Below are 21,182 nucleotides of genomic sequence, written 5' to 3' on the forward strand. Positions count from 1 at the left end.
TGCGTGAGTGAAGCAGGGAATTCAAGCCGGCGTGGAGACAATCCATGCCGGTTTTTCCTTGCCGGGATTAGTACTTAAGTACGAATAAAAAGTAAGCTGCAACCTTTTCTATCGAGGCGTCGTCAAGGGACATGTAAGATCTTACAACATCACAGGCGAACATTCGGGAGGAGCAAATCAACATGAACATGAACAAGAACAAGAAGAAAATCGTTATTATCGCTACGCTTGCAGGATTACTGGGCTCGGCGGTGGCTGCGGAAGCTTCGGGTCTTTTCGATAAGGTCAGCGGAATTGTTCGGAGCGATATCAAAGTGCTCGTCGATGGCAAAGACACGATTCTGGAACCTGTCTTTATAAATGGCCAAGCCTATCTGCCCGCGAAGAAAGAAGCGGCTGCCCTCGGGTATGACGTGTACTACAACGCGAAGGACAAGAGCTTGTCGTTCACGTCCAAAGACGAAGGCAACGGTAACGGCAGCGGCAATGGCAGCGGGGAAGAGGCGAATTATATGACGCTTTCGGGTATCATTCGAGGCGTGACGCAGCTTCCGAGCGGCGGCTACCAGCTGGATGTAGTCGGCAGAGGGACGAACAGATGGGTCATCCTGACGGTAGACAAGGATACGAAGCTGACGGACGCAAACGGCAAAGTCGTTGATATGACCGCCATCAAAGCCGGTACGGATATCATCGCGGAATACGGACCGGTCATGGCGCTCAGCTATCCGGGACAATCGCATGCGGCTAAAGTTACGCTCGGCGTTGAACATTTGATGAAAGAAGACGTGATCCAGAAGGTCGAACATACGAATGACGGCTGGCAGGTCGTGCTCGGAGAAGCGAAGGACGGCGATTCGCTGTCTTCGGTCGTGCTCAACGCAGGTAAAGAAACGAGCGTAATCGACGGGGAAGGGCAGCCGGTCGAGTGGGAAAGCTTGAAAGCCGGCATGAAGGTTCGCGCCTACTATGGACCGATGATGACGAAGAGCATTCCGCCGATCAGCCCGCTCTTCTACCTAATCGTGCCTGGGAACGCCATTTCGGATTCGCTGTCTCCGGCGGCCCAAAGCGAATTCCGGACGCTGGCTTGGAGCAAGCTGCCGGAAGGCCAAGCGCAGCACTTGAAGACGAAGCAGGACGAAGCCGTCGTTGAACTCGTGAACGCTGCGGATTCCGGCGTCATGGCGACGACCGACGAAGCGAAGAAGCTGCTGCAGGCGACGAAGGATAACGGCGGCAAGCTAGTCACCGTTACTTACACGACGGATCAAGACGAACTGCTCGGGCCATTGACGGTCGTGTTCGATCTGGATACGAAAACGTTTATCGGTTATAACATCCGCAAGTAATATCGTCAGCAGGTAAATAGGCAGTGAACGAACGCCTCTCGGGATAACCGAGGGGCGTTTTTATTACATAACGTTCCGAGGCGAGGACCAAATAATCGCTTGCCGGATTTCGGATGGCTGAATTAGAATGGAAAGGGATTTTATGGGAACGAATAATCGGGGTCGATGAGGAGGCCGGGCCATGGACGATCGGGAAATTACGCCGATGCAGCAAGACGAACGCGGACAATCGCCGATAACGCAAGAAGAATGGCCGGCATCGAGGAAGGATAGTTTCTTCGGCCGGGTTTGGAAGTACCGGTTTCATTATGTCATCGTCCTGCCTGCATTGCTGCTTCTAATCCTGTTCAAGGCAGTTCCGTTCATGATGACCGTGGTGACTTCCTTTCAAGACTTCAAAGTGCTCCGAGGCATCGCGCACAGCCATTGGGTTGGCTGGAGCAATTACAGGCAAATGTTCACGGCGCCGGAATTTCATCAAGTTCTCGCCAACACGCTGATCATGAAGCTGATATATACGGGGTTTTGCGGTATTGCAGCGCTTGTTCTTGCGTTGTCCTTAAGCATGGTTGCCGGCGGCAAACTGAGAAGCGCGCTTGCAACGCTGTTCCTGATCCCCTATTTTATACCGGCCGTCATCTTCGCCAATATGGTCGTGATCGTTGTTTCCAGCCGAACATCGCCGATCGGCATTCACTCCGTTCCGTTGGCGCATTCGAATCTGTTCAGAGGCCTGTATGTCTGCATCGAATGCATGAAAACCATCGGTATTCCCGTCCTGATTGCAATTGGGGCCATTGGCGCCAAACATGCGGCAGGAGCCAGCGATCCTAGGCGGCATCACGTTTCTTTCTTTCGCCGGAATGTTGTGCCGGCCATGTTGGCCGTTTCGGCATTCATGCTGATGCAGCTTTCAACCTTGTTGTCCAACCAGTTCGAGCTCATGTATCAGCTTATTAATCCCATAGTCTATCAAACCGGCGATACGCTGGAAAATATGCAATTTCGTTCCGCGTTTATGCTCATGGATATTAAAGCCAGCAACCCGGTGGCGGTATTTCAGTTTATCGTGCAATTCGGCTGTACGTTGCTGGCTTACTATATCCTTCGCGCCTGCTTCGCCCGGCACTTGTTCACCTCGCATAACGGAAGCGCAGCTGCGATTCAAGCCTCCGGCAGCGGGAAGAGCGCCGTGGGAACGGTTGTCAGCTTGTTGTATGCCCTCGCTGTTGTCGCGATGCTATACCTGCTGTTCGTTTATCCGTTTACGATCCGGCATGAAGGGCCTGGGTTGTCGTCGCTCGTCTCCGGCTCCCGGTTCGTGCTTTACCTTGTCGTATATCTGGCTGCATCTGCCGTATTCATGCTCATGACGCTCACGCTGTCCTTCCCGCTGACCGTGAAGGATTTACCGGGCCGATCGTTGTACAAATGGTTTTTGCTGGCGGTCATGTCCGTTGGAAGCATCTCTTTCATGGCGTATTACGAGCTGCATCAGTTTAGGTTGACCAATACGGTGTTCGCGCTGTTCGTCTCCGGTTTCTTCTCGATATTGCCGGTCTTCATTCTCAAGAGCATATACAATGCCCGATATGCTGCGCTTCGGCCGCGATACGAGCGGCGCGGCGAGACCTACATGTTCTTCCGCGTTTATGTGCCGGCGGTTTGGAAACCGCTGCTCGCACTAGGAGCCATGCAGTTCACCATGTTATGGAACAGCATGTACCTGCCGTTGATTTACATGAGCAAACCCGACCTCATGCCGCCGATCTCGAGCTTCCTCATGGCGGCGCAGCAAACGGCCGGTGACGGCAAAGCTCTCGCTTACGGTCCTGCAGCCATGCTGCAGTTCGGCGCTTTGATCGCGCTGCCTTCATTGCTCGTGCTGCTGTTCATGCGCCGCTGGCTGACGCCGGAGGTGCTGACGGGACAGGTGCGCAATTTATAGTCGTTTCTATTGGAAAAAAGGCTATCTCCGGCAGCTTGGCTGCTTCTTCGGAGATAGCCTTTGTCATGTCGATAGTGTGTAGGGCAGGTGGCGGAGAGGCAGGCAGCTGCGGAAACTCAACCGCCGCCGTTTAACAGCCGGTATTCCGTCGGACTCTGTCCCGTCTCTTTGCGGAAGAACTTGGCGAAATGGTTCGTTTCCTTAAAACCCGTCTGATCCGCGATGTCTTTGATGCTGAGCGCGGTCGTCGAGAGCAGGATTTTCGCCTTGTCCGCGCGCCGGCGGTTCATGTACTTGAGCGGCGAGACGCCGAAATGCTTTTTGAAGTACGCAATGAAATAATTCGGATGCAGATGCGCCGCCCGCGCCATATCCTCGACTTTCAAGCTGCTATCCATATGGCTGTCGATATAGGCTTGGATGAATTGGATCCGCTTCAGATCTTCCGAGCGATGTTGAAGAATCGTGATCGGCACATGCTCCAGATAGCGCGAAACGATCTCCAGCATCACGGATTTCTCGCGCAGCCTGGCGATGATGGAGGAATTGGTGCGCAGGCTGACGAGCAGCTTGAAGAGCGCCGTCATTTCCTCGCGGTCCGCGATTGAAATGGACAAGGGCACGCCGATCCATTGAAACAGATCGAAAGGGCCGATCGAAGCCGTGAAGTGGCACCAATATTTCAAGTAGGGCGGGCAGCCCTTCTGCACGGAATAGGACTGTACGACGTGAGCGGGCAGCATGCAGAGATCGCCGGCGGCGGGCGTCAGCTCCGTCGTTCCGGATTTCAGCCAGCCTTCGCCTTCTACGATGTAATAGAACTTATTGTATTCCGGCACGAAATCAAAATCATGCCAATCATGCGTCACCTGCGTCTTAAAGGCGGACAGGACGTCGATTTGGAGCGAATGCAGCAGGTCGGTTAAGGCACTGTGCTCGCGTTTCATATTCATGCGGAATCTCCTAACCCGGACCGGTCGAAATAGTAGGTTGGACGGTCATATCGCATTATCTGCGACATGCCGTTTCTATGGCTCTATCATAGTCGATTTTCGTCGCGGGGGGAACGGATACCTTAACTTTGGCACCTTCATTCTTAGCCCTATCCATTTGAAAGCGCCATCGCCGCCCCTATAATGAGGGGGAGAAGACGAACTTGAGGAGGAAGATAAGCGATGACGCAGCAACCGCTTCTGCTTAACGACGATCAGATGAAATCCTTTATTGCGAACGGGTTTCTTATTTTGAAAACGGATTTTCCAAGCGAGTTTCATGAGCGGCTCGTGACGCAGCTGAACGAGATTTACGACAAAGAGGGCAATCCGGGGAACAACATTCTCCCGCGCATCCGCGATTTGCAGCGCGTGTTCGAGCACCCGGTCATTACGGGCGCGCTGACCAGCGTGCTTGGACCGGAGTACCTGCTCCATACGCACCGCCACGGTCACTATAACTCCATTCCGAAGCCGGGCGGCTGGCACAAAGACAGCTATTGGGGCTATAACCGGCTGCGCAACCACCATCCGTGGTGGGCAATGATTATGTACTTCCCGCAGGATACCCCGACTGAGCTGGGACCAACGGGCGTACTGCCTGGAACGCAATACGAGGATCAACGGAATTTCGCATCAGACGAGATGGAAGAGGAAGCGACGGCGAAAGGCGAAGCGGGAACGTTTGCGCTTATCCATTACGATATTTGGCATCGCTCGACGCCGAATTTGCTCGGCAATCCGCGCTTCATGCTCAAATTCGAATTCATGCGGACGCAAGCGCCGACGGCACCGACATGGAACAACGAGCAGCCGGAGCTGGGAGATATCACGGCTGTAGGCGGCCGCTCCGAATATCAGCCGATCGCCGAGGACGTATGGAACTGGCTGTCCGGCCGCGTAGCTTCCCGCGCGAACACGTTGCCGGCTGAAGAAGTAGCCGAACTCGCGGCTCAATTGACGGAGGCCGCCGAGCCCGAAGCGCTCGCCGCTTCGTACGATTTGGCAGCCAGCGGCCCGGCAGGTATCGCGGCATTGCTCGAAGCGCTGCAGGGCGAATCGAAGAAGGTTTCGCGCATCGCGTCGTACGGCTTGTCGACCGCGGGTTTGAATGCCGTCGAAGGCTTGACGGAAGTGCTGGGAAGCGAGAACGAAACGGCCGTCAATCATGCCGTGTTCGCCCTCTCCGAGCTGCGCGGCCTGGCCGAAAGTTCCGTGCCGCAAGTAGCGGCGCTCATGAATCATTCGTCGGTTATCATTCGCCGCACGGTCGTCGATGCGCTCGGCATTATGAGCGTTGCTCCGCAAACCGCCGTGCCGGCGCTCATTCAAGCACTCTCGGATGAAGATACGCAGGTGCGCTTCATGGCCGGTTTGGCCCTCGTTCGCATCGGTGCTGCCGCTGCCGACGCCGTGCCAGCGCTGGCTGCTACTTTGCAGGACGAGAACCGCTATGTGCGCGGCCATTCGCTCGAAGCGCTGCGGAGCATCGGTACGAAGGAAGCGCACGATGTGCTGCTTCATGAACTATTCAATACGCGCTGGTGCTCGGACACGACGCCGGCAAGCACGTTCTAATCTCGCAGCGCCGAAGAAGCGCCGGATCAGCCATGGGGCTGCTTCGGCGCTTCTTTATTTGGCGCCAGCAGGTGTGGTTCGCCGCCCGCGCCGCTGCGTTGACAGTCTACAAACCTCAGTGCTATATTCATGTGAAACTACGACTAGACTGAGGAAGATTTTAATATATGGCGACAATACGAGATGTTAGTAAACTGGCGGGCGTGTCCGTCGCGACGGTGTCGCGCGTGCTGAACCGAAGCGGTTATGTGGGCGCCGCAACAGAAGCAAAGGTGACCGCTGCGATGGAGGCGCTCAGCTATAAGCCGAGCGAGACCGCGCGCAGCCTAGCCGGCAAACAATCGTCCATGATCGCGCTCATGGTACCGGATTTGCTGAATCCGTTCTTCCCGGAGCTTGCGCTGGCGATTGAAACCTGCGCTAGCGCGTACGGCTATACGGTCATCCTTTGCAATTCCAATAATGACGCGGAGAAGGAACGGAAATTGTTCGACTTGCTGGTTCATAAGCGGGTCGACGGACTGATCCTGTCCTCGTACACCGCGACGCCGAAGCAAATCATCGCCTTGCAGGATCGGGGAATTCCGGTCGTCGTTGTCGACAACGGCTTTCCCGGTCAGCCGATTCTGTCGTTGATTGCAAGAAACCGGGAAGGGGCGCGGGAAGCCGTCCGCCATTTGCTGAAGCAAGGCTGCAGCAAAATCGGACATCTCAGCGGTCCGGCCGACGTAACGGCGGCTCGCGACAGAAGGCAGGGATACGCGGATGAATGCGCGGCCCTGCCTTGGTTTTCGTCTTCGCTGATCGAGCAGGGGGATTTTCAGGCGGAGGGCGGCTATGATGCCGCTAAACGGCTGCTTGACCGGGAGCCGGGCATCGACGGCATCTTCGCCGGCAACGACGCGATGGCCATCGGGGCGCTAAAGCTGCTTCATGAACGCGGCAGCCGGGTGCCTGATGATATGCGGGTCATCGGTTTTGACGGCATTCGCGTGCCGATGGTCGTGCCGGAGCTGTCCACCATGGTGCAGCCGATCTACGAGATGGGCGAACAGGCGATGCAGCAGCTGCATCGCCTGATTGGCGGTGAAGACGTGAAACGCGAGACGATCGAGCTGAACACGTCACTGCTCGTACGGCGCTCGAGCAGCCGTTAAGCTTGCTCCAAATCGGTCATCGACGGCATGCCGTCCTGCGCGCCGAAGACGGTGACGGAATGCGATGCGGCCTTCACGGCAAGCGGCAGCGTCCGTTCCAGGTCCCAGCCCGAGGCGAGTCCGAAGCAGAGCGCGGCGTTGAATGAATCGCCCGCGCCCGTCGTGTCGACAACGCTGACGATCGGAGCGGGAACGGTAACGATTTGGTCGCCGGCGAGGCAGGAGATGCCGTGCTTGCCCCGCGTAACGATCAGCGTCTGCTGCGGGAAGCGCTTCTTCCATTCGTGCATTTGCTGGAATAGCGCTTCTTCGGTTTCGGCAGAGGCGCCGCAGAAAAATTCGAATTCCGTTTCGTTCGGCGTGAAATAGTCGCCAAGTCCGATCTGTTCGTCCGTCAGCGCCGCGGCGGGAGCAGGGTTGACGATGGTACGCACGCCGGCTTCGCGGGCGATGCGAAGCGCTGTTTCCACGGCCGGCAGCGGAATTTCGAGCTGGACGATCAGCGCATCGGCTCCGGAGATGATGGAAGTGAGCGCCTGGATTTGATCCGGCGTGCATTTCCCGTTCGCGCCGGGCACGACAACGATGCAATTGTCGCCCTCCGTGTGGAGGATGGTAGCTGTGCCGGTAGGGACGTCAGCCAGAACGGCTATCGTCTCTGTGCCGACGCCGAATCCGTTCATCCGATCAAGAATTTGCGCGCCGAAGCCATCGTCCCCGACAGCGCCGATCATGCTGACGTCCGCGCCGAGCTTGGCGCAGCCTACCGCCTGATTGGCGCCTTTTCCCCCGGATATGTAATGAATGTCGTCTCCTTGCATCGATTCGCCCATTCGCGGCATGCGCTGCATGGTAATGACAAGATCCATGTTCAAGCTGCCGACTACGGCGATGCGCGGTTTGCGCGTCATGAGAATCATCCTTTGTGTATATGATGTGGTACCGGTTACATATGGATTGCATTCCGACTATACCACGACTCAAAAATGACCGTCAATGATGGAATGTCCGCTATCGCGCCCGCCGAATCGCCAACCGAACCGCCGTTATACCGCCTAGGTAAATGACGATCGATCCTTCACAAGACAACAAAAAAAAGCCCGAGCAGCGCTCGAGGCTTCTTGATAATTCCGATTCATCGGATAATAATTGAGAATGGTCGGGACGACACGATTTGAACATGCGACCCCCTGGTCCCAAACCAGGTGCTCTACCAAGCTGAGCTACGTCCCGAGATGAAGATGGTGCCGGCGAGAGGATTCGAACCCCCGACCTACTGATTACAAGTCAGTTGCTCTACCAACTGAGCTACACCGGCAATTGTGCGTTCTGAACACAAAAAGTATCTTATCATAACCTTCAAAAAAGATGCAAGTCCTTTTTAAAATTTTGATAAATAGGATCATTAGAATTACATTGACTTACGTAATAGCTTGCGAAACGACCACTTCGCAGGCGGGGATGTGACCAAGGCGCTCGAGGCGGCCAGTTTCTCGTTTTGCCAGCGCAATTGGCCGTTTTCGTCAATGGAGAAACCGAATTTACCATAGAAATGGCGCAATCGCTCCGCGTGTTCCTTGTGTTCGGCATGCTGTATGCGGCCGTCGATATAGGCGATGCCTTCGCGTTCGGCAAGCAGCAGAAGCTGGCGGAGCATGATGGAGCCAAAGCCGCGGTTGATTTTGTCGCCGAGGATCCGGACGTATTGGAGGTACCAGGCTTTGATAGGCAAACCCTCGATTGGCGTTACATGAAGGGATAAGTCGTTCACATACCGTTTCGTCGCTATCCCTCCGGCATACAGAATACGGGCATGAATATCGAAGCGTCCGACAGGCGAATAAAGAATGACTGTATCTCCGTATTTCGTCTCGGCGATGCCGTGCACGCAGCAACCGTCCGAACGTAGGAGCTCGAGGTGGGTTTCAATCCGTGTATCCGATACCAAAGGGATCAGCCTCCCGTAAGCGGAATATGGGGTCTTGACCAAGTCGCATTACCAGCTTATTACCCCATCCCGAATGAAATGCATACATGCGGCGGCTTCTGTTTTCTCGCCGTTCGGATCGTGCCAGAAACCGCTGCGATTTCTTATATTTCGTATATATGGGAGGCGGAAAGAAGATTCTATACCTGTTATGGACTTTCAAGGCGATCGCGGATCAGCGGTGTACGGGCAGCAATTCATGCCTGACGGAAAGCTCTTTTCTTGCTTCCGCTCTTTATGGTAGATTAAGGTTAATAGGTCCGGGGCATGAACGCTCGCGGAATTCACAGCAAGGGTCGAATTGAAAAAAAGCTCATTATTTTTTGAAACGCAATTCGTTCTTGCGCCGTATTAGGTAGCATGAACGCTGACGAACAGCACAATATCGAGGAGGAAACAAACCATGTCCGTATTTAAACGATTGCGCGACCTCACATTATCGAACGTATATTCCCTGATCGAGAAAGCCGAAGATCCGATCAAACTGACGGACCAATATATCCGCGACATGACAGAAGATTTGGAAGACGCCGAGAAAGCGGTAGCCGCTCAAATCGCCATCGAGAAACGGTTCAAGCAGCTGTACGAAGAGCAGGACGCACTGGTTCAGAAGCGTAACGAACAAGCGCACACGGCGGCTTCCTTGCAAAACATGGATCTTGCGAGACGCGCGCTGGAAGAGAAGAAAGCCGCTGAGCAGAAGCGCGACGAGTACAAAACGAGCTACGACACCAATAAGGCGTCCGCCGATAATCTTCGTGCGAAGCTCACTGAAATGCGCAACCAGCTGACGGAAATGAAAAACAAACGCGAAACGCTCGTAGCGCGTTACAAAGCGGCCAAAGCACAAGCGGAGATCAACAAAGCGATGACGGGCTTCAGCTCCGACACGGCGATGTCCGGGTTGAAACGCATGGAAGAGAAAATGCTGCAAGCCGAGGCGCAGGCCGAAGCAAGCAATGAAATGAACAGCAAAGGCAAATCGCTGGACGACGAATTCGAATCGCTCGGCACGAATAAAGCCGTCGACGACGAATTGGCTGCGCTGATGAAACAATACGAGAAAAAAGAATAAGCTCGTAGCAAACGACTTATAAATATCCTCAGCTGCTAGTGAAGGGAAAGAACGTCTGCCGGCATGGATCGCAAGCGAATGCGCCGCCTCCATCCGCCCAAGGACGTTTTTTCTTTGCCATGGCCCGGTTGCGGCAAATTTGACGATGGAGGCTTATTACGAATGAATCTGGATGAGATGCTGGGCATTCTTGTTTGGACCGGAGCAGGCGCGGTGCTGCTGATCGTGCTGATGGTCATCGATTCGCTCTTTACCCGGTATAAAGATTTGGAAGAAATCAAGAAAGGCAATGTGGCGGTGACGACCCGCTTCATCATGAAACTGCTCGCGCAAGCCTACATCCTGTCGCGTTCGATCGCGACATCGGATGATCTCTGGGAAGCGCTGGCGGTATCGGCGATTTCATTCGTTATTTTGCTGCTGATCGAAAGTCTCGTCGAATTCGTGCTGCGGGCAAGCGCGGGCTTGGATCTGACCGAGGGCACGAAGCAGAACCAGATCGCGCCGGCGCTGTTTACGGGTTCGCTGCATCTGGCGGGAGCGATGATCATCGGAGCTTGTCTGTAATCCGTCATGGACGAACGGTTTCAAGGTAACTATATAAGCATAAGGAGTAATCGCCATGGGAATTTTCTCACGCATCAAAAACATTATCGCGAAGCCCGAGCCTCCCATCGTGGAGAAAAGCATGCTGACGATCGGCCCCGGCGACGTATGCGAAGTTTCATTGGTGACCTATCAGGTCGTCGGCAGACTGCAGAACCGCCAGCGCAATCTTGTCGTGCTTACGCTGCAGGACGGCTCCGCCATTCGCTATCTGACGATCGAAGAACGCGAACGCACGGTATATGCGCTGTATGAACCGATCGACGGCCGCTTGGATTCCGTGGAGGAAGTGCCGACGGTGCTTGAGCTCGACGATCGCACGTACCATCTTGAGGAGCAGTATTCCGGATTCGTCCTCGCGTCCGGGAAAACGCCGTTCGTGCAAGGCGGCGAGCAATATGTATGGCAGTACCAATCGGATGACCAGAAGCTGCTCCGGATAGAATGGCAGGACGGGCGCTTCATGCTGTACGAAGGAGAAGACGTGCTTCCTGCCGATGTCCGCGTTCTCCGCGGAACTTAAGGTGAGGAGGACAAGGATGCGAAGCAAAGGGTCTTATTTACTTAAGTTACTGCTTGTCTTCACGCTTATCTTCCCGCTTCTGGCGGCATGCGGCGTCAATCAGAAGTTCGAGGAGCAATATCCGCTCGAATCGGTAAACGGCAGCGGATCGAGCACTTCTTATGTGTACCGCGCGGCGGGCGTGAGCGTGCCGGACGTTGCGAAGGCGCTCGCGGACAAGGAGAAGCCGCAGCAGGAATCGGCCGAAGCGAAGGATCGCATGTTCCTCGTCTACTCCGACCGCATCATTCATTTGCAGCAGGATACGGCCAAACCGGAAGATACGCTGATCGAAGTCGATTCGCAGGAATACGTTCGCAACAACTACAGTTCGAGCTTCCTGCAAGGTTATTTGCTGGCCAGTTTCTTGAGCAATTTGTTCGATAACGGCCGCTATGGCCATGGGACATACCGGGGCTATGACGACCGCGGAACGTACAAGCCGACGGGCGGCAGCTATCATGCGCCATCGGCCCAGGAGAAGAAAGCCGTTCCGCCGATGACGGTGACGCGTACCGGATCGATTTTCAAACGGTCGAAGAACGCCGATTCATCGACCAAATCCGGTTCGGGCGGCGTGACGAGCAATCCGTCTAAAGGAAAGATCACCAAGGAACCCGGCAGCAGCAAGAAGTCGGGCAGCTGGCTGACGCCGCGTAAATCTTCGAAGCCGAAGACGCGAGTCGGATTCGGGAGGGTATCGAGGCGACGATGACGGAGCCGGGGACGTCCGCAGGTAAGATATAGATCCGCAGGCAAGAATAAAGAATAAACGCAAGAACGGCGGCAGGGACCCATGAGTCATGCGCCGTTCTTTTTTTGCGTCCTATGCGAGGATTACGCTTTAAGCGGCTGTGCGCTTGAGGTATGATGGGATAGTCATTATTTTCGGCTGAAGGCTGTACATAGGGAAGGAGATTAACGATGAAACGCATGCTGTCGCCGCTGAATACGGTCGTGCTTACGCAATTCCTGAGCGCATTCGCGGATAATTTGAATTTTTTCTTGATCGTGGGCATGGTGAAACGCCAAGGCGTGGACAACCCGGATATCGCGGTGAATTACATCCAAATCGCTTTTCTGGCCGCGTACGTCGTACTCGCTCCGATCGTTGGCGCTTTCGCCGACAAGAAAGCAAAGTCGAACGTATTGCTGCTCGGCAACGCGCTTAAAGCAGTCGGCATCGCCATGCTGCTGTTCGGACTGCCTCCGGCGCTCTGCTATGTGTTCGTCGGCATCGGCGCAGTCGTTTATTCGCCAGGTAAATACGGCATTCTGACCGAGCTTACGAGCACGGAGGATGAACTGCTGCGGGCCAACGCGAAAGTGGAGGGATCGACCATATTGGCGATCTTGCTCGGCACGGTCGCCGGAGGTTTCCTCGCTCAAAATTCCGACATGCCGGCAATCCTCACCTGCCTTGTCGTCTATCTGCTGTCGTTATTGATGACGCTTGTTATCCCGGCGCGGTCAGGCAATGCCGAGCTGCGTTACGGGAAAGAAGCGATGCAGTTTCTGCGCGATTTCGGCACGATGTTCAGGAACCCGCGCGCAAGGTTCTCGCTCATCGGCACCGGTTCATTCTGGCTGACGGCGGCGGTACTGCGTATTGCGCTGATCGCTTGGCTGCCGCTCAACCTTGGCATCACGGACACGGACCAACAGTCGATGATGATCGGCATTACCGCGATCGGAGTCGTCGTGAGCGCCTTCCTGACGCCGAAGCTGGTACCGGCAGGCAAGCTGCACCGGGCATTCTTCTACGGTTTGTTCATGGTCGCGTCCGTCATGCTGGCTACGATGACGTACGTGCTCTGGTTGACCATTATTTTGCTGTTCATGATCGGACTCTTCGGCGGCATCTTCGTCATCCCGCTCAACACGATGCTGCAGGAGGAAGGGAAGTCGACGATCGGTTCGGGCAAAACGATCGCCGTTCAAAATTTCAGCGAGAACATTTTGACGGTGTCCGGATTGTTGATCTATCTGACCCTTGCCCAAATGGACGTTTCCGTCAACGGCTCCGTCATCGGAATTGGACTGATCCTGCTTCTGTTCATTCTGTTCCTGGCGACGCAGCTGCCAGGCATTACGGGCAAGAAGCGGAACCGCGGCGAGGACCGGAAACAAGTATCTTAGCGCGATTCGACGTCATCGGAATGGTCCGTGTCCGTATCGGTTGATGCCGGAGAAGTTCAGATGAGACGCTATGAAAAGGCGGGCGAGAAGATGGAGATGATGAAGGCAGCCGACATACCGTTAGCGATTCTGGATCTGATTGGCCCCGTCAATGACGTTCGGCAGCCAAAGCAGGGTCACACCTCGACGGTGGGGCATGTCATTGCCAAGGAAGGCGAATTTATCGTGAAGCGATGCGACCGCCCGCCTTATCGCGATTGGCTGAGGAAGGAACATCGGAATCTGCTGCTGCTGCAATCATCCGGCTTGCCGGTTCCCCGCGTTCTTTCCTTCTGCGATGAAGACGAATCTGGCGCAAGCTGGCTCGTTACCTCTTATATAGAAGGGATTCGGCTGCGCGAGTTTCTTGCATGGGAGAAGAGCGCGGCGAAGCGGGAGCGGGCGATCCATAGTTATGGCGCCTTCCTGCGAGCGATCCACGTGGCGGCACCTCCGGCCGAGCTGGCGGGCCAAGACGATTGGCTGGGCGAGATGCTGCGGCAGTCGGCCTTTGACCTGGCGCATTACGAGGTGGATGGAACGGCTGATTTGCTGGAGGAATTGAGATGGGCTCGCCCCGCGCCGGTGACGAACACGCTTATTCATGGCGATTTCACGATCGATAACGTGCTTGTTTGCCAAGATGCCGTAGTCGGCGCAATCGACTGGGGCGGCGCTGCTGTCGGCGATCCGAGATACGATATCGCGCTGGCCATCAGACCGAAGACGAATGCGTTCGAACAAGCTGCGGATATCGAGCTGTTCTATGAAGCTTTCGGTCTGAGACGGATCAGCGAGCAGGAATACAATTATTTCGAAGGCGGACTGTATGCGTTCTTTTAATGAAGGAATAGATTGGACGAACCTGGCATATCTGCAATCCGGCCATGTCGTGCAGACTGAAGTGTTCGCATTGCTGACGAAGCATCGGATCATGGAGAAGCTGGCGATATACGATCCTGTGCTTGTCGGCACCGTGCCAATCGGCATTCAAACGGCTTCGAGCGATTTGGACATTATTTGCTGCGTCGCGGACTTCGATCGGTTTGAAGCGGACGCGAGGACGCTGTTCCATCGGGAAGCCGGATTCGTATGCAAGCGGTCGGAAGCTGCAGGGGACAGAAGTGAACGCATCACGGTCAATTTCATGGTGGAAAACTGGCCGATCGAGCTCTTCGGAGAGCGTCTTCCGGTGCGGCAACAGAACGGATTCCGTCATATGGTCATCGAATCGAGGCTGTTGGCCCTGTTTGGCGAAGCGTTCAGGGTTCGGGTTGTGCGGCTGAAGAACGAGGGCATGAAGACAGAACCGGCTTTTGCCCGGGTTTTGAGGATCGCGGGTGATCCTTACGGTGGGCTGCTCGCCCTTGAAACATGGAGCGATGAGAAATTGGAAGCGCTACTGACTAAGGAATCATAAAGATTCGTTTAAAATATCCTAAAGAAGCCTTTCTTCCTACTGTATCTACAGCAGGAAGAAAGGCTTTTTAGCATGCGCGAAAGGGGACCAAGACGTTAATTTCACCCGGATCGTAGGCCGGGAGTACCGAAGAGCGCCTGAAAACGGGCAATCGATCGCTTGCTGCCGACAGGCCGTCGCGATGCATCGCTGTACCTATGAAAATGCATTTTCGTACCGGAGACCTTGTTTCAGTTGCGGATGCGCAACTTTTGCGCCTCGTTGTATCGGGACTCCGCCGAGCGTGGAATTCCGGTCATCCCGCACGGGAGTAAGGGCGGCGGAATTGTAAAATGTAAGTAAAGTGTAATACTTTTGACAGATTACTTACTTTTAGTTAGATGTCGGTTTTGGCATAGTTTTTCACGGAAAACACGAAATAAATGGTGATATATGGAAGTAAATATGGCGATTTTGTGAAAAAATGTAGGAAATACAGCATGCAAGCCCTTTGAAAACCACGAAAGGACACCTAATCGAAAATATAACCTTCTTCCCTGATCACCCTTCCGGCATTGTGACATAATCTAATCGAGCTTCAAAACGACAACGTTTCCCATAGGAGAGATCCATGATCGACATGCATTGTCATTTGCTGCCTGGGCTCGATGACGGCCCGGATCACCTGGAGGAAGCCGTGAATCTAGCACGATGCGCCGCAAGCGAGGGCGTAACCGCCATTATTGCAACGCCCCATTATCGTCGCGGCGTGTACGAGACGGATGCCGGCCAAGTCCGGCAAGCAGCGGAGCATCTAAGCGACGAGCTGCGCAGGCGGAGAATTCCGCTTCTCGTTCAAGCCGGTCAAGAAATTCGCGTCTACGACGAAATGGTTGCGGATCTTGAAGCCGGAAGATTGCTGCCGTTGGGCAATTCTTCTTACGTGCTGCTGGAGCTGCCTTCCGCGCGAATCCCGCTGCGGATTGAAGATACGCTTCATGAGCTTCGCATCGCGGGATGGACGCCGATTATCGCCCATCCGGAACGGAATGCGCAGATTGCCGCCGATCCCGATCAGCTTGTACGGCTGGCTGGCTTCGGAGCCGCGGCGCAATTGACGTCGCATTCCTTGACCGGACGATTCGGCAAGGCAATCAAAGCCGCCGCGCTCGAGCTTTGCAGAAGGAATCTGGTGCATACGATCGCGTCCGACGCGCACAACGGAACGACGAGGCCCTATGAGCTTCGCGCCGCGCACGACATCGTTACGGCTAAGCTTGGGCGGGATTTCGCAGCCTCTTACGAACGCAATGCCCGCGCCGTATGGCAGGATACGCCATTGGAGCACGGCAAGCTGACGGAGCGCCGCAGCGCGGTTACCCGACTGCTCGCCAAATGGTCGCCATTTTGAACATTCAACATTTAGGACGGAGGGATCCATCTCTTGAGCATCGATCTGGATTTGCGGCATTATTTGTCCATCATTCGCAAGCGGGTGTGGCTGCTGATCGCCATCGTCATTCTAAGCACGACCGTTACGGGCGTCGTCAGCTACAAGTATTTGCAGCCCGTCTATCAGGCTTACACGAAGCTGATCGTCAATTCGGCGAACGACAAGCCGGGCATGGTCCAGCTGGACCTGAACGCCATCAACACGAACATCAGTCTCATCAACACCTACAAGGAAATCATTCGTACGCCGGCCATCATGGACAAGGTCGTCGCCCAGCATCCCGAATTCAAAGTAACGACGGACGAGCTGATGCGCAACATTAATTTCACGTCGGTTAACGGTACGCAGGTCGTGACGCTGTCTTATCCAAGCACGAATTACAAAGCGGCGGCGCGCATCGTTAATGCGATCTCGGAAGTGTTCCAAGCGCAAATCCCGAACATCATGAAAGTCGATAACGTGTATCTGCTTCATATGGCGAACGAGAACAAGCAGCCTGCGCCGATCAAACCGAACCCGAAGCTGAATATGGCGATTATGTTCGTCCTCTCTTTCATGTTCGGCATCGGACTTGTCCTGCTCTTGGATTACTTCGATGATCGGATCAAATCGGAAGCCGACGTGGAACGGTATTTGGGCCTGCCGACGCTCGTGCAAATTCCGTCCATTCGCCAAGTGGATCTGCGCGGCGCGCAGAAGACGAAAACGACAGCGAAAGCGGGTGAACAATCACGTGCAGCCAACTAATCAATTCAGCGTCTCGAACACGAGACCGATCATTACGGATTTGAATCCGTTGTCTCCGATCTCGGAAGCGTACCGCACGCTTCGCACGAATTTGCAGTATGCCGGAGTAGACCGCTCGCTCCAGCTGCTCATGGTCACGTCGGCAAGTCCGCGGGAAGGGAAGACGACGACGATCAACAACCTGGCCGCCGCATACGCCCAAGCCGACAAATCAGTGCTGCTCATCGATGCGGATTTGCGCAAGCCGACGGCTCATCAGACCTTTCAGCTTTCCAACCGCTGCGGCCTGACCCATGTGCTTGCGGGAAATGCTTCGGCCCGCGAAGCGGTGAAAGAAACGCATATCCGAAACTTGAGCGTCATGCCGTCGGGTTCGATTCCGCCGAATCCGTCCGAGCTGCTGGCCTCGCGCAAAATGGACCTGCTGCTCGACGAGCTGCGTCAAATGTTCGATCTCGTGCTGATCGATACGCCGCCCGTGCTCGCCGTCAGCGATGCGCAGATCATGGCTTCCCGCTGCGACGGCGTTCTGCTCGTCATCAACGCGAAGAGCGTGAAGCGTCAGCATGCGCTGAAAGCGCGCGACGCGCTTCATTTCGTGCAGGCCAAAATCGTCGGCGTGGCCATGAATCAAACGGCTGCCAGCGAGCTAAATGGCTATTATTCCTACATGCAGGCTTCGGCCGAATAATATCGAGGAGGTAGTGACAGAAATGATTTCCGCTTATCGGACGCATTTATTGATCGCGCTTGATTTATCCGCCATCGTGCTCAGCTTGACATGCGCTTTCCTGCTGCAGACGGGTAATCCTCTGGAAACATACGGCAGCACCATGCCGCTGCTGTATCTGCTGCTCGCCGGCGGACTCGGCATGCTGTGCATGTTCCGCTTCAAGCTGCACCGCCGGATCTGGCAGTACGCCGGCGTCGGCGAATTGATGGCGATTCTGACCGCAGCCGCCGTAACGGGCATCGTCCCGTTCCTGCTCGTCAACGCCCTGTACGGCTGGAAGCTGCCGAACTTGCTCCTGCTGCATCACTTGACCGCCATGATTTTCCTGATGGCCGGTCCTCGTCTGATGTGGCGCGCCTTCTGCGATCGTTTCGGCACGCGCTGCCGCAAAGACAGCAAACGCGCCTTGATTATCGGCGCCGGCAGCTGCGGCTCGCTGATCGCGAAGGAGCTCCTGCAGAACGAGATCGCGCGCACGGTACCTGTCGGCTTCATCGACGACGATCCCTATAAACGCAGGCTCTCGCTATACGGGTTACCTGTCTTCGGCAGCCGCTCCGACATTGCGAAAGTCACGGAACGGGAAGCGATCGATGAAATCATTATCGCCATGCCGTCCGCGTCCAAAGCGCAAATTTCCGCGGTCATCAATGTATGCAAAGGGACGAAGGCCCGTCTGAAAATCGTGCCGGATTTGAACGAAATCATGCAAGGCCGAGGCAGCGCATCCCGCGTTCGGGACGTATCGGTAGAGGACTTGCTCGGCCGGGATCCGATTCGCACGGACCTCGAGCATATCGCCAATTACGTGGAAGGCAAAACGGTGCTCGTTACCGGTGCCGGCGGCTCCATCGGTTCGGAGCTTTGCCGCCAGATTGCTCCGTTCGCGCCGAAGAAGCTGCTGCTGCTCGGCCACGGGGAGAACAGCATCTACTCCATCGAGATGGAGCTGCTCTCGACCTTCCCCGGGCTCGTGATCGAGACGGTCATCGCCGACGTGCAGGACCGCAAGCGGATGGAGGATGTATTCGCGAAGCATTTGCCGCAGGTCGTATTCCACGCTGCGGCGCATAAGCATGTGCCGCTGATGGAACGGAATCCGTCCGAGGCGATCAAGAACAACGTGTTCGGCACGAAGAACGTCGCCGAATGCGCGGACCAATTCGGCGCCGAACGCTTCGTCTTCATCTCCACCGACAAGGCCGTCAACCCGACGAGCATCATGGGCACGACGAAGCGGATCGCGGAAATGTACATTCAAAGCTTGGACAAGCACAGCGCGACCAAATACGTGGCCGTCCGTTTCGGCAACGTGCTCGGCAGCCGGGGCAGCGTCATTCCGCGCTTCAAGGATCAAATCCTGAAGGGCGGGCCCGTCACGGTAACCCATCCCGAGATGGTTCGGTATTTCATGACGATTCCGGAGGCCGTCCAGCTCGTCATCCAAGCCGGCGCGTTTGCGCAAGGCGGCGAAATCTTCATCCTCGACATGGGCAAGCCGGTCAAAATCTACGATCTGGCTGCAGACTTGATCCGCCTGTCGGGCTTCGAGCCGCATGTCGACATCGATATTCAATTCAGCGGCATTCGCGAAGGCGAGAAGCTGTACGAAGAGCTGCTTACCAGCGAGGAAGGCCTGTCGTCCACGAAGCATGACCGGATCTTCATCGGGAAGCCGATGCTGATCAACCGCTCGGAGCTCGAATTCGAGATCCGCAAGCTGGAGCAGGTGCTCGGCCGCCAGCCTTCCGAAATCCGCGCGGTGCTGAAGCATCTCGTGCCTTCGTACAGCAACGCTTCATAGCGCATCGCCACGGCGAGCAAAGTCTTATTACGCGGAGCTACTTGATACGAAGCTTCATAATAAAAGCTCCATAATTCAAAGCTTCATAATTCAAAGCTGCATAATAAATCGGTTCATAATAAAAAGTTTCATGGCACATAGCGACATTGCGCAAAGCAACGCTGCTTAAGACAGGCTTGCCGAGGATGCGGGCTTCGGCTCCGCGGCTTCGGCCGGTGCTAACAATCGCAAGGGTGGTCGTACACGACATGGCAAACGCGCAACAGCTGGCGGCAGCGCCCTCCGCAGCTCCATCGGCGGCGAAGGCGCTCGCCAAGGGCGGCAGCCTTACGTTTCTTATCAATGTCAGCGGCATGGGACTTGCGCTGCTGATGCAAATCGTTCTTGCCCGCCTGCTCGGCGCGGCGGGATACGGCACCTTCGCTTATGTAACGACGGTGACGACGTTCATGATTTTCCCTGCGAAGCTCGGCTTCGACACGACGATCGTGAAGCTGGTGTCCTCCTATAAGGCCAAAGACAACTGGCCTTTGATCAAAGGATTGATCCAGCGCTCCAATCAAATCGGTTTCGTCCTGTCGCTGATCGTCATGGCCGTCGGCTTGACGGTCGTCGCGTTCCGCAGCGGGGGCATGACCGAGTCGCAGATCGTATGCTACGCGGCGGGGATGGTCACCATTCCGCTGCTGACGCTGGCGACGCTGCGGCAGAGCGCCCTGCAGGCGCTGAAGGATGTGCTCTACGCGCAGATGCCGGAGAAAATCATCCGTCCGGTCTTGACGATCGGCCTGCTGGCGCTCGCCGTGCCGCTGGTCGGCGGCAAAGCCGACGCGGGTCTGGCGATGATCTGCTTCGCGGCGGCGCTGGCCGTCTCGTATATCATCGGCGCGGTCGTGCTGAAGCGGCGGATCGGCCAGAAACTGAAGACCGTCGAACCGCAGTACGAGACGCGGGAATGGACGCGGCTCTCGCTGTCGCTCATGGTGAATGCGGGCATGTACCTCATTCTGGGGCAGCTGAACGTCCTGCTCATGGGCGCGATGGACAGCGAGACGGCGTCCGGATACTTCTCCGCCGCCGTGCGCCTCGCGACACTCGTCGCCTTCGCGCGGACGGCGATCAACATGACGGCGGCGCCGCTGCTGTCGGAGACGTACGCGAAAGGCGACCGCGAGCAGCTGCAGCAAGTGTGCACGACCTCGGGACGGGCGGGCTTCACGTTCGCCGTTGTCGTATGCGCGGTGTTCGCCATCGGCGGCAAGCCGATTCTGTCGCTGTTCGGAGCAGGCTTCACGGACGCGTATCCCGCGCTGCTGCTCATGTCGCTCGGACAGCTGTTCGGCGCCTACTGCGGCCAGAACGGCACGCTCGCTACGATGGCCGGTTCGCATAACTTGCTGACCCGGGTGCTCGCGGGCTCCACGGTATTGAATATCGTGATGAGCGCGGCGCTTATTCCATGGATCGGCATGACGGGCGCAGGGCTTGCCGCCTGCTGCTCGACGGTTTGCTGGAACGGCATCATGGCCGTCGTCGTCGTACGGAAATACGGCATCATTACGCCGGTTTGGCTTCCGGTTCTCGGATCCAAACGAAAGAAATAAAGAGGAG

The 21,182-nt window shown here is 55.8% G+C and carries 19 protein-coding genes and 2 tRNA genes; 16 read left to right on the top strand and 5 right to left on the bottom strand.

Annotation, left to right across the window (positions count from 1 at the left end; all coding sequences use genetic code 11):
* Window positions 1–182: 182 nt before the first annotated feature.
* Window positions 183–1,352, top strand: coding sequence for a hypothetical protein (locus GZH47_RS28205; RefSeq protein WP_162644286.1), 1,170 nt, complete (start codon window positions 183–185; stop codon window positions 1,350–1,352).
* A gap of 181 nt (window positions 1,353–1,533) precedes the next feature.
* Window positions 1,534–3,300 (top strand): hypothetical protein, encoded by a 1,767-nt coding sequence (locus GZH47_RS28210; protein ID WP_162644287.1) that lies wholly within the window; start codon window positions 1,534–1,536, stop codon window positions 3,298–3,300.
* A gap of 116 nt (window positions 3,301–3,416) precedes the next feature.
* Here GZH47_RS28210 and GZH47_RS28215 read toward each other — a convergent pair whose 3' ends face one another.
* Entirely contained in the window at window positions 3,417–4,253 is an 837-nt protein-coding gene (locus GZH47_RS28215; protein ID WP_162644288.1) for an AraC family transcriptional regulator, read from the bottom strand.
* 222 nt (window positions 4,254–4,475) lie between these two features.
* On the opposite strand from GZH47_RS28215, the gene GZH47_RS28220 reads away from it, so the two are divergent.
* Both GZH47_RS28220 and GZH47_RS28225 read left to right on the top strand, forming a co-directional pair.
* The gene (locus GZH47_RS28220; RefSeq protein ID WP_162644289.1) at window positions 4,476–5,870 is read left to right on the top strand and encodes a HEAT repeat domain-containing protein; all 1,395 of its coding nucleotides are present in this window, start codon (window positions 4,476–4,478) and stop codon (window positions 5,868–5,870) included.
* 167 nt (window positions 5,871–6,037) lie between these two features.
* The gene (locus GZH47_RS28225) at window positions 6,038–7,027 is read left to right on the top strand and encodes a LacI family DNA-binding transcriptional regulator (protein ID WP_162644290.1); all 990 of its coding nucleotides are present in this window, start codon (window positions 6,038–6,040) and stop codon (window positions 7,025–7,027) included.
* Here GZH47_RS28225 and rbsK read toward each other — a convergent pair.
* From rbsK to GZH47_RS28245, 4 genes are all read right to left on the bottom strand, one after another.
* Window positions 7,024–7,938 (bottom strand): ribokinase, encoded by a 915-nt coding sequence (rbsK, locus tag GZH47_RS28230; RefSeq protein ID WP_225446252.1) that lies wholly within the window; start codon window positions 7,936–7,938, stop codon window positions 7,024–7,026. The genes GZH47_RS28225 and rbsK overlap by 4 nt on opposite strands.
* A gap of 245 nt (window positions 7,939–8,183) precedes the next feature.
* Window positions 8,184–8,260 (bottom strand) — tRNA-Pro (locus tag GZH47_RS28235).
* 9 nt (window positions 8,261–8,269) lie between these two features.
* Window positions 8,270–8,345: transfer RNA gene (locus tag GZH47_RS28240), tRNA-Thr, on the bottom strand.
* Between the two features lie 93 nt (window positions 8,346–8,438).
* A complete protein-coding gene (locus tag GZH47_RS28245; RefSeq protein WP_162644292.1) occupies window positions 8,439–8,975 on the bottom strand; it encodes a hypothetical protein in 537 nt (178 codons plus the stop codon).
* Window positions 8,976–9,417: 442 nt separating this feature from the next.
* Between GZH47_RS28245 and GZH47_RS28250 the strand changes: the two genes are divergently transcribed.
* The 12 genes from GZH47_RS28250 (at window position 9,418) to GZH47_RS28305 (ending at window position 21,175) form a co-directional block, all read left to right on the top strand.
* Window positions 9,418–10,089, top strand: a complete 672-nt coding sequence (locus GZH47_RS28250) for a PspA/IM30 family protein (protein WP_162644293.1) — start codon at window positions 9,418–9,420, stop codon at window positions 10,087–10,089.
* Between the two features lie 162 nt (window positions 10,090–10,251).
* Complete coding sequence (locus GZH47_RS28255; protein ID WP_162644294.1) at window positions 10,252–10,656, top strand: DUF350 domain-containing protein; 405 nt, start codon at window positions 10,252–10,254, stop codon at window positions 10,654–10,656.
* Window positions 10,657–10,711: 55 nt separating this feature from the next.
* Window positions 10,712–11,218: a DUF4178 domain-containing protein gene (locus GZH47_RS28260; RefSeq protein ID WP_162644295.1), complete on the top strand. Its 507-nt coding sequence runs from the start codon at window positions 10,712–10,714 to the stop codon at window positions 11,216–11,218.
* 16 nt (window positions 11,219–11,234) lie between these two features.
* A complete protein-coding gene (locus tag GZH47_RS28265) occupies window positions 11,235–11,972 on the top strand; it encodes a DUF4247 domain-containing protein (protein WP_162644296.1) in 738 nt (245 codons plus the stop codon).
* 209 nt (window positions 11,973–12,181) lie between these two features.
* Entirely contained in the window at window positions 12,182–13,396 is a 1,215-nt protein-coding gene (lplT, locus tag GZH47_RS28270; protein ID WP_162644297.1) for a lysophospholipid transporter LplT, read from the top strand.
* Between the two features lie 60 nt (window positions 13,397–13,456).
* On the top strand, window positions 13,457–14,278 hold the full coding sequence (locus GZH47_RS28275; RefSeq protein ID WP_162644298.1) for a phosphotransferase family protein: 822 nt from the start codon (window positions 13,457–13,459) through the stop codon (window positions 14,276–14,278).
* Window positions 14,265–14,855, top strand: a complete 591-nt coding sequence (locus GZH47_RS28280) for a DUF4269 domain-containing protein (protein WP_162644299.1) — start codon at window positions 14,265–14,267, stop codon at window positions 14,853–14,855. Before GZH47_RS28275 ends, GZH47_RS28280 begins: the two co-directional genes overlap by 14 nt.
* Window positions 14,856–15,465: 610 nt before the next feature.
* Window positions 15,466–16,245, top strand: a complete 780-nt coding sequence (locus tag GZH47_RS28285; protein ID WP_162644300.1) for a tyrosine-protein phosphatase — start codon at window positions 15,466–15,468, stop codon at window positions 16,243–16,245.
* Window positions 16,246–16,278: 33 nt separating this feature from the next.
* Window positions 16,279–17,034 carry a YveK family protein gene (locus GZH47_RS28290; protein ID WP_162644301.1) on the top strand — a complete coding sequence of 252 codons (756 nt, stop codon included), beginning with the start codon at window positions 16,279–16,281 and terminating at the stop codon, window positions 17,032–17,034.
* Window positions 17,021–17,725 carry a CpsD/CapB family tyrosine-protein kinase gene (locus GZH47_RS28295; RefSeq protein WP_192043671.1) on the top strand — a complete coding sequence of 235 codons (705 nt, stop codon included), beginning with the start codon at window positions 17,021–17,023 and terminating at the stop codon, window positions 17,723–17,725. Before GZH47_RS28290 ends, GZH47_RS28295 begins: the two co-directional genes overlap by 14 nt.
* 22 nt (window positions 17,726–17,747) lie before the next feature.
* Entirely contained in the window at window positions 17,748–19,571 is a 1,824-nt protein-coding gene (locus tag GZH47_RS28300) for a polysaccharide biosynthesis protein (protein ID WP_162644303.1), read from the top strand.
* A gap of 248 nt (window positions 19,572–19,819) precedes the next feature.
* The gene (locus tag GZH47_RS28305) at window positions 19,820–21,175 is read left to right on the top strand and encodes an oligosaccharide flippase family protein (protein WP_162644304.1); all 1,356 of its coding nucleotides are present in this window, start codon (window positions 19,820–19,822) and stop codon (window positions 21,173–21,175) included.
* Window positions 21,176–21,182: the final 7 nt, after the last annotated feature.

Source organism: Paenibacillus rhizovicinus, assembly GCF_010365285.1.
In the GTDB taxonomy this organism is placed as follows: domain Bacteria; phylum Bacillota; class Bacilli; order Paenibacillales; family Paenibacillaceae; genus Paenibacillus_Z; species Paenibacillus_Z rhizovicinus.